Genomic DNA, 266 nt, shown 5'->3' on the forward strand with positions numbered 1-266 from the left:
TCTCCGACTTGCAAGCCTAACGGAGTATTTCGCTCATAAATAGCCAAAGCAGACAAATGAACGGGTTTGCTACCTTTTCCAGATTCATTTGAGTCTATGTCATAACTAATATGAACCCTAGCAGAAACTATTCCCTCAAGCGTTTGCAATGATTGTTCTAAACGCTGCTCAATTGCAGAATATAGACGAGCTTTCTCTGCTGTAGGTGAAGATACCAACGAATCAGTTGGCGACATTTGAGCAATTTCCATTCTAGGGTGCGGAGG

General features: G+C 42.5%; 1 pseudogene. It reads right to left on the reverse strand.

The features are described 5' to 3' along the window. Window positions 1–266 (reverse strand): annotated as a pseudogene (locus tag ACNQ0T_RS24385) (EscJ/YscJ/HrcJ family type III secretion inner membrane ring protein); the annotation flags it as partial.

Source organism: Enterobacter cloacae complex sp.6700776 (assembly GCF_048284255.1).
Lineage (GTDB): Bacteria > Pseudomonadota > Gammaproteobacteria > Enterobacterales > Enterobacteriaceae > Enterobacter > Enterobacter intestinihominis.